This window comes from Lentzea aerocolonigenes (assembly GCF_000955955.1).
Taxonomy (GTDB): Bacteria; Actinomycetota; Actinomycetes; order Mycobacteriales; family Pseudonocardiaceae; genus Lentzea; species Lentzea aerocolonigenes_A.
Window position 1 is genome coordinate 1 of sequence record NZ_JYJG01000221.1, and the last position, 8,866, is coordinate 8,866.

The window sequence follows — 8,866 nt, forward strand, 5'->3', positions numbered from 1 at the left end:
CGCTCCCAAAGTCAAGCCCCAATCGCTTGCAGCGTGGGCACGTTGACACGTCGGCCGCCGGTCATCACCGCTGCTTCTGGTCGTCTGCTCTCTTCGGCTCGGCTTCGCCATCGCCGCTCGCCTGCGGCTTTGCGGATAGCCATGCGGGGGCTCGCCTCCGGCGTCGCGTGACCGCGCGGGGCATGCGGGGGCATGCGGGCCGGGCGGGGCATGCGGGGCGATGCGAGGGCGTGCCGGGGCGTGTGGGTGGTGGCGGCTGTCGGTTACCAGTCCATCGGCTCGTCTGGTTCTTCCGGGGTTGGCCACTCGTCTTCGTCGGTGGTGCCGGAGCCCCAGGCTGCGGCGCCTTGTGGGGTGGCTTTGGGCCTGGGCTTGGGTTTTGGGGGCTCTTCGGTGGTGGCGGGTGACGTGGTCGAGGTGGGGGTGCCGCCTGCTACCACTTCGAGGATCTGTTCGCCGTACTTGGCGAGTTTGGCCTGGCCCACACCGCTCACCGCGCCCAGGGCGGACAGGGAGGCGGGGCGGCTGGCGGCGATGGACTTCAGGGTGGCATCGTGGAAGATGACGTAGGCCGGGACGCCCTGTTCGCGAGACTGCTGGGCTCGCCATTCGCGCAGGGTCTCGTAGAGCGGGGTGGCCTCCGGGGTGAGGTCGACCTTCTGCTTGGCGGCGGCGCTCGAGGCGGCTGCTCGGGTGGTCGTGCGGGCTGGGGCCGGGTCCTTGCGGAGGTGGACCTCGCGTTTGCGGCTCAGGACTTCCGCGCTTGCTTCGGTGAGGACGAGGGTGGAGTACTCGCCTTCCACGGCCAGGAGGCCCTGGGCCAGGAGTTGACGGACCACGCCCCGCCACTCGCTCTCGTTCAGGTCCTCGCCGAGGCCGAAGGTGCTGAGCTGGTCGTGGTCGAACTGGATGACCTTGGCGGTCTTGCGGCCGAGCAGGATGTCGATCGACTGGCCCGCACCGAACTTCTGGTTGCGTTCCTTGCGCAGGCGCCAGACCGTGGAGAGCATCTTCTGGGCTGCGACCGTGCCGTCCCAGGATTCCGGTGGGGTGAGGCAGGTGTCGCAGTTGTTGCAGGGGATGCCGGTCTGGCCGAAGTAGTCGAGCAGCATGGTGCGGCGGCACGTGATGGTTTCGCAGAGGGCGAGCATCGCGTCGAGGTGGGCCTGGGAGCGGCGGCGGAAGGCCAGGTCGCCTTCTGATGACTCGATCATCTTGCGCTGCTGGACGACGTCGCTGAGGCCGTAGGCGAGCCAGGCGGTGGACGGGAGGCCGTCGCGGCCCGCACGGCCCGTTTCCTGGTAGTAGCCCTCGACCGACTTGGGGAGGTCGAGGTGGGCCACGAAGCGGACGTCCGGCTTGTCGATGCCCATGCCGAACGCGATGGTGGCGACCATGATCAGGCCGTCCTCGCGGAGGAAGCGGGCCTGGTTGCGCTGACGGACCTGGGCGTCGAGGCCCGCGTGGTACGGAAGGGCGGGGATGCCGTTGGCAACCAGGAACTCGGCCGTTTTCTCGACGGAGGCGCGCGAGAGGCAGTAGACGATGCCCGCGTCGCCCGTGTGCTCGGTGCGGAGCAGGTCGAGGAGCTGCTTCTTGGGTTCCTTCTTCGCGACGATGCGGTACTGAATGTTCGGGCGGTCGAAGCTCGAGACGAACTGGCGGCCCTCGCCCAGGTCGAGGCGCGTGAGGATTTCCTTGCGCGTGGCGTCGGTCGCCGTGGCGGTGAGGGCGATGCGCGGGACCTTCGGCCAGCGCTCGTGCAGCTGGGCCAGGGAGAGGTAGTCGGGGCGGAAGTCGTGGCCCCACTGGGAGACGCAGTGCGCCTCGTCGATCGCGAACAGCGCGATCTCGCCCTGGTCGAGCAGGCGCAGGGTGGCCTCGGACGTGAAGCGTTCCGGAGCCAGGTAGAGCAGGTCGAGCTCGCCGTTGACGAACTCCGCCTCGACCATGCGGCGTTCGTCCCACGACAGCGAGGAGTTCAGGAAGCCCGCGCGGACGCCGAGGGCGCGCAGGGCGTCGACCTGGTCCTGCATCAGGGCGATGAGCGGCGAGATCACCACGCCGGTGCCGGGGCGGACCAGGGCGGGGACCTGGTAGCACAACGACTTGCCGCCGCCGGTCGGCATCAGCACCAGCGCGTCGCCGCCCGCGATCACGTGCTCGACGATGTCGGCCTGGTCACCGCGGAACTCGGGGTACCCGAAGACGCGCTGCAGGACCTGCAGCGCGTCTTCGAGAGCAACACCGCCTGTTGAACCCATGCCGCCGATGCTAGCGAGCCGCACCGACAGTCCAGGGCGCTAGCCCAACGTGCCCTTCGTACCTGCGGAAACGCTGAACGCGGTCATCGGATCAGCGGATGCCGACGGCAGCGAGCCCTTCATCGGCACGCGCACCGAGGTGTCCGCCAGGTCGTAGGTCAACCTCGGCAGCTGGCTCGGACGCGTGGTCGCGCTCGAGTCGGTTCCCGCGATCAGCAGGCCCAGCCGGTGGCCTGCGGGGATCAGATGGTCCGTTGTGGACAGTCGGAACGTCATGCGGTACTTGGTTCCCGGCGTGATCGCGCGCGGGGTGGAGAGCGACGCGTAGTTCGCGAGGTCCGCCCACCCGCGCGCGATGACCTGCGCGTCGACGTTGCCCGCCGTCGCCTCCGTGTTCTTGTAACAGGCGTCATCGCCCGTACGGCTCTCACCCCAGCACGACTCGGTGGTCAGGGTCCGGATGCCCTCGCCGGTCCGCACCCGAGCCGGGCCGTAGTCGACGAGGTACGCCGTCAGGTGCGCGGTCGGCGTCGACGACGACACGCCCACCGTGATCGACGACGTGCCCGCGATGCGCAGGTCCGACGTCAGCGCCGCTGTCGAGTAGATCGCCCGTCCGGTGTTCGCACCGGAGAGCCAGTTCGACGGGGTGCCGCTGCCGTTGTCGGTGAACGCGGCCGTGCCGGTGCCAGGTGCCGTGCCGAGACCCGAAGAAGAGGGGCGCAGCACGGTGCTGACGGTTCCCGCGGGCGGCCACGTCTGGTCGTCCGCCCACTGGTCCGGCGCGCGCTCTGCGGACACCTGAGGCTCGTTCTCGATGCCGTTCGGCACGTTCAACAGCCAGCGGTCGAACCACCGGTGCAGCGTCGAGACCCACTCACCGCGCCGGAAGTCGAACGGGTCGACGTGGGCGGTCTGCGAGAACCACAGCTTCTTCGGCACCGACGCGGGCACCGCGTCCCAGAACTGACCGAACTGCACCGTCTTCACGTTGAGGTCGTTCTGCCCGTGAATCGCGAAGATCGACGCCTTCACGCGCGAGGCGTTGCGCACGAAGTCACGTGCCTGCCACATCGCCGTGTAGTCGCCGTTCGACGGAGCGCCGTTCGTCATCTGCGTGCGCACCGCACCACACCGTGAGCGCGCATTGGAGTTCTCGAACCCCGAGCCGAGGCTGGTCGGGGTGCCGAAGCCGGTGAACGAGACGCCGTCCGAGCGGAACCAGTCGTACCAGGAACTGATGCCCGCGATCGGCACGATGGTCTTCAGCCCGTCGACACCGGTGGCCGCCACGCCGTTCGCGATCGAGCCGTCCCAGGACTTGCCGATCATGCCGACGGCGCCGGTCGACCAGGAGGCGGCCTTCGTCGTCGAGCCGGTCAGGGACGTGTAGCCGGTGCGCCGGCCGTTCAGCCAGTCGATCACGGCGGTGCCGGAGGTGATCTCCGACTGGCCGCCGACGTCGACGCAGCCGCGCGACCGGTTCGTGCCGAGGAAGTCGACCAGCACGACGGCGTAGCCGCGCGGCACGAAGTAGTTGTCGTAGAAGAGCGGGAACTTCACCGGCACGCCGGCGGAGTCGAAGGTCTTGATCTCGGACTCGTTCCCGCGACCCGTGCTCTGGTAGTACGGGCTGGCCTCCATGATCACCGGCACGCGCCCGGTCGTGGAGGGTCTGATGATGTCCGCGGTCACCCGGTCGGGGGTGCCGTCACCGTCCACGTCGAGGCCGGTGTCGACGTAGACGGTCTCGCGGACCGCGTCGGCCATCGAGTGGATCGGTGCGGACACGCCGCCGGACAGGGAGAACGCCGGTGTCGCCGCTGTGGCAGGGATTGGCGTCAGGGTCAGGGCTCCTGCTAACGCCACTACAACACGAACACGCTTCATGGAGTTTCACGCTAAGGAGTGACGATGTCACCCGTCAGAGCCGAAAGGACTGACCCTCAGCGGTTGCGGCAACTACGCCCGGTGGCGAATATTCGACCTTCGTGAGCTTCACCTTCGAACCGGCAAGCAGCCGCGTCGTCTTCGGGCGCGGTACCGCTGCCTCCATGCGCGACGAGGCCTCCCGCCTCGGCGCCACGCGAGTGCTGCTGATCGCCCGGCACGGCGGCGACAAGATCGCGGCGGAACTCGGTCCGCTGCTCGCCACGCGGTTCACCGGCGCGACGATGCACACCCCGGTCGAGGTCACGGAGCGCGCGCTCGCGTTGTTGCACGAACACGGCGCGGACTGCGTGGTGTCGGTCGGCGGCGGGTCGAGCACCGGGCTCTCGAAGGCGCTCTCAGTGCGCGCGGGCGTGCCGCAGATCGTCATTCCGACGACCTACGCAGGCTCCGAGGTCACGCCGGTGCTCGGCGAGACGGCGTCGGGGCTGAAGAAGACGCGGCGCGACGCGGCGGTCCAGCCGAACACCGTGATCTACGACGTCGACCTCACGCTGGACCTGCCGTTGGACGTCACGGTGACAAGCGCGCTCAACGCTCTCGCGCACGCCGTCACGGCGAGAGGCAACGAGAACCCGCTGATCGACGCGATCGCAACCAAGGCGATCGACGGCATTTTGCACGCTTTGGCCGGAAATCCGTCCACTGTGGACGCGCGGACCGAGTTGCTTCGGTCGGCGTGGCTCGCGGGAACCTGCCTCGCCAGCGTCCCGATGGGGCTGCACCACAAGCTCGCGCACGTTCTGGGTGGTTCGTTCGGTTTGCCGCACGCCGCCACACACACGGCGCTGCTCTCCCACACGGCTCCCGCCGATTTGGCCAAACGGATCCACGAGACGGCGACTCGGTTCGGCGCGGCGACGTCATTGCGGGAGTTGGGGATGGCGGAGTCCGATTTGTCCCGCGCCGCGGAGATCGCCGAACACCCCGACGCACTGCGGGTGCTGACGAACGCGTGGCGCGACGCGTCAGCCGACTGATGAGTTGTCATTCTTTAGGCTGATGTTCACACCTCTGAATCAAGACCAATCTCCGATGTGGACCTGAAGATCTGCTGATGAAATAGAGGCATGCTCAGCCCCCTGGATCTGTCTCTGCTACACGGACCGATCCCCACCGCCGCGACCGTTGCCGCAGCTGGCGCGTTGACATACCTCGCGATCAGGAAGAACCGGACCTGGTGGACCAGGGTTCTGCCGATCGTGGTGCTGGCGTGCGTCGTCGTCGTGTTCGCGCTGAGCTACGTGGTCGACCACGTGTGGAAACCCTGGCCGGAACCGTTGCCGGCGATCCTCGCGGTCTGGGCCGGGGCTGCCCTGACCGCATTGTCGCTGGCGGCCGTCCGGCTGCGTTCGGCGAGGTGGTACGTCAGCGTGCTGAACGTGGTGCTGGCGCTGGGCGTCACCGCGAGCGCCATGGTCGCGACCAACGAGCACTTCGGCCAGTACCCGACCACGCGCGCGGTGCTGGACGTCTTCAGGAACGACCGGGTCGACCTGCACGAGGCCTCGCCACCCCCGTCCGGCGTGATCGAGGTGCCGCCGGGCAAGACGCTCACGGACGTGTGGAAGAAACCCGACGGCCTGCCGGACAAGGGCACGGTGTCCGAGACCGCAATTCCCGGTGCTTTTCCCGCACGTCCGGCCTGGATCTACCTGCCACCCGCGTACCACGCGACGCCGCGCCCGAAGCTGCCCGTCATCGTGCTGATGGCGGGCCAGCCCGGCAGCCCGCGCGACTGGTTCGACGGCGGCCGGATCACGGACAACATGGACACCTACGCGCGCGAGCACGCGGGTCTGGCGCCCATCGTGGTGGTGGCCGACCAGCTCGGTACGACGACGGCGAACCCGCTGTGCCTCGACTCCCGGCTGGGGCAGTCCGAGACGTACCTGGCGCGCGACGTGCCGGCGTGGATCAAGCAACGGCTGACCGTCGACGAGCGCCGCGAGGCGTGGACCATCGCGGGCTTCTCCCATGGCGCCACGTGCTCGGTGCAGCTCGCCGTGCGCGCGCCGGACGTGTACGGAAACTTCATCGCCCTCGCTCCTCAAGGTGAGCCGACACTCGGCACCCGCCAGGACACCGTGAAGGCGGCTTTCGGCGGCGACGAGGCTGCGTTCCACCGGGTCAACCCGATGGACATCCTTGCGCGCCAACGCTTCCCGCAGACCGCGGGCATCATCGTCGCGGGCCGCGACGACGCCACGTACCGCAAGGCGGACGCCGAGGTGTTCGAGGCCTGCCGCAAGGCTGGAATGGACGTGCAGTGGAAAGAAACGCCGTCGGGTCACGACTGGAACATGGCACGGGAGGGCTTTTACGGGGCTCTGCCGTGGCTCGCGCGACGAACAGGGCTGGCCAGTTGATCGGCAGGTTGTTCCGCACCGCACCTCTGACGTGCACGTTCCTGATCGTCTTCTGGACCGTCGGGGCGTTGACCGGTGCGATCGGCGGTGCGAGCGACGAGCTGCTCGGGCTGGTCGGCTTCGGCAGCGACGCTCCGCTGTGGACGGTGCTGAGCTCGGCGCTGTGGTCGATGGACCTGCTGGGTTACGTGGCGACCACGGTGCTGCTGCTGGCCTTCGGGCCGCTGGCCGAGCGGTCGTTCGGCGCGCTGCGAACGGCGGCGATCTTCCTGACGTCGCACGTGCTGGGCTCGTTCTTCGGGCTCGGCGTGGTGCTGCTCGGGCGGGACGTGCACTGGTCGTGGCTCGAGTCGCTGGTGGGCGAGGTCGCGGCGGGGCCGTCGATCGGCGGCGTGGGTCTGGCGCTCGCGCTCACGTTCCGGCTGCCGCCCTTGTGGAGGCGCCGCGTCCGACTGTTGATGATCTTGTCGGTGCTGGTGCTCACACTGTACTCAGGTTGGCTGGAAGACGTGCTCCGGCTGTCCGGTGGCGTGGCCGGACTCCTGATCGGGGCGTTGTTCCTGAAGCGCGGCGCTGAGCACACGCAGCGTTCGCTCCAGGAGACCCGCGTGCTGGTGGCGTTGCTGCTCGCGGCGTCGGCACTCGGGCCGGTGGTGGCGATGATGTCGCCGTTCCCCAACGGCCCCCTGTGGTGGTTCGCGGACGTCGTGGCGGTCGTGCAGCCCTCGCAGGACGACGTCGACGCGGTGTGCGGCGGTGGCGCGGACACGGTCGAGCTGTGCCGGACGATGATGATCCAGTTGTCCTACGGCAGGTTCCCCGCGTTCGTGATGTCGCTGCTGCCGGCGTTGCTGCTCCTCGTGCTGGCGGAGGGGTTGCGGCGCGGGCGGCGGTTCGCGTGGTGGTCGGCGCTGGTGTGCAACGTGGCGTACTCCGCGTTCATCGGATGGTATGTCGTGGACGCCGCGCGGATTCCGGACATCGGCGCGGTGGAGGTCGTGTTCTCCTACAGCGTCCCGATGCTCGCACCGCTCGCGATCACCGTGGTGTTGTTGTTGACGCGCAAGCACTTCGCCGTGCGTCTGCCTCGGCATGCCGTCCGGAAGTTCTGGCGGTTCACGCTGGGCAGCGTGGCGTTGCTGTCGGCGCTGTACGTCTTCGGCGGGTACCTGGTCCGCGGCCAGTTCTCGCCGGAGCCGGGTTTCGCCGAGCTGCTCGCAGACCTGCCGACGCGGTTCCTGCCGCCGGGCTACCTGCCCGGCCTGGTGCCGCTGCAGTTCTCCTCCGAGGGGTTCGTCGGGACGCTGCTGTTCGAGTACACGGGCGTGGTGTTCTGGCTGATCGTGCTGGCCGGTCTGCTGATGGCGTCGTGGCGCGCGTGGCCGACGTCGTGCGAGAAGGAGGCGGCGCACGCCCGCGACCTGATGCGGCGCTACGGCGGCTCGTCGTTGTCGTACATGACGACGTGGCGCGGCAACCAGTACTGGTTCACGCCCGACGGTGAGAACGCCATCGCGTACCGGGTGGTGGCGACGATCGCGCTGACGGTCGGCGACCCGATCGGCCCGTCGCGGGTCGAGGCCGTGCGCGGGTTCGCGGAGTTCTGCGCCCGCAACGGGTGGACGCCCTGCCTGTACAGCGTGGGCACGGAGACGAGGGAGGCGGTGGAAGGTCTCGGGTGGTCGGCGGTGCAGGTCGCCGAGGACACCGTGATCGAACTGGACACGCTGGCGTTCACCGGCAAGAAGTGGCAGGACGTGCGCACGGCCCTGAACAAGGCCGCCAAGGCCGGCATCACGGCCGAGTGGTGCACGTACGCCGACGCGCCGTACGCGATCACGGACCAGATCCGCTCGATCTCGGCGGAGTGGGTGGCCGAGAAGGGCCTGCCGGAGATGGGCTTCACGCTGGGCGGCCTGGAAGAGCTGACCGGCGACGGTGTCCGCTGCCTGCTGGCGGTCGACGGCGACCGCACCGTGCACGGCATCACGAGCTGGCTGCCGGTGTACGCCGACGGTGAGGTCATCGGGTACACGCTCGACTTCATGCGGCGCCGCGCGAACGGCTTCCGCGGCTCGATGGAGTTCCTGATCGCCTCTGCCGCACAACAACTTCAGACCGAGGGTGCCCGGTTCCTGAGCCTGTCCGGCGCACCACTGGCCCGCCTGGACCGCGGTGAACGGCCCAGGGCGCTGCAACGCGTCCTCGACCTCACCGGCCAGGTGCTCGAGCCGGTGTACGGGTTCCGCTCGCTGTTCGCGTTCAAGGCGAAGTTCCAGCCCT

General features: G+C 68.8%; 5 protein-coding genes. 3 read left to right on the plus strand and 2 right to left on the minus strand.

Features of this window, described 5'->3' with window-relative positions:
- Positions 1-263: 263 nt before the first annotated feature.
- Positions 264-2,264 carry a DNA helicase RecQ gene (recQ, locus tag UK23_RS26865; RefSeq protein WP_045314431.1) on the minus strand — a complete coding sequence of 667 codons (2,001 nt, stop codon included), beginning with the start codon at positions 2,262-2,264 and terminating at the stop codon, positions 264-266.
- Between the two features lie 39 nt (positions 2,265-2,303).
- Positions 2,304-4,154 carry a Xaa-Pro dipeptidyl-peptidase gene (locus UK23_RS26870; RefSeq protein WP_045314432.1) on the minus strand — a complete coding sequence of 617 codons (1,851 nt, stop codon included), beginning with the start codon at positions 4,152-4,154 and terminating at the stop codon, positions 2,304-2,306.
- 101 nt (positions 4,155-4,255) lie between these two features.
- Here UK23_RS26870 and UK23_RS26875 point away from each other — a divergent pair, with 101 nt between their 5' ends.
- The 3 genes from UK23_RS26875 to UK23_RS26885 form a co-directional block, all read left to right on the plus strand.
- Positions 4,256-5,194, plus strand: a complete 939-nt coding sequence (locus UK23_RS26875) for a maleylacetate reductase (RefSeq protein ID WP_045314433.1) — start codon at positions 4,256-4,258, stop codon at positions 5,192-5,194.
- A 165-nt stretch (positions 5,195-5,359) separates the two neighbouring features.
- Positions 5,360-6,583 (plus strand): alpha/beta hydrolase, encoded by a 1,224-nt coding sequence (locus UK23_RS26880; protein ID WP_196777908.1) that lies wholly within the window; start codon positions 5,360-5,362, stop codon positions 6,581-6,583.
- Positions 6,580-8,866, plus strand: a 2,287-nt coding sequence (locus tag UK23_RS26885; protein WP_156213401.1) for a phosphatidylglycerol lysyltransferase domain-containing protein, incomplete at its 3' end; no start/stop codon positions are given. The genes UK23_RS26880 and UK23_RS26885, both read left to right, overlap by 4 nt.

What these genes read in the sequence shown, in the direction of transcription:
- UK23_RS26870 (WP_045314432.1), bottom strand. Translation starts at nt 4,154, where the DNA reads ATGAAGCGTGTTCGTGTTGTAGTGGCGTTAGCAGGAGCCCTGACCCTG.
- recQ (WP_045314431.1), bottom strand. Translation starts at nt 2,264, where the DNA reads ATGGGTTCAACAGGCGGTGTTGCTCTCGAAGACGCGCTGCAGGTCCTG.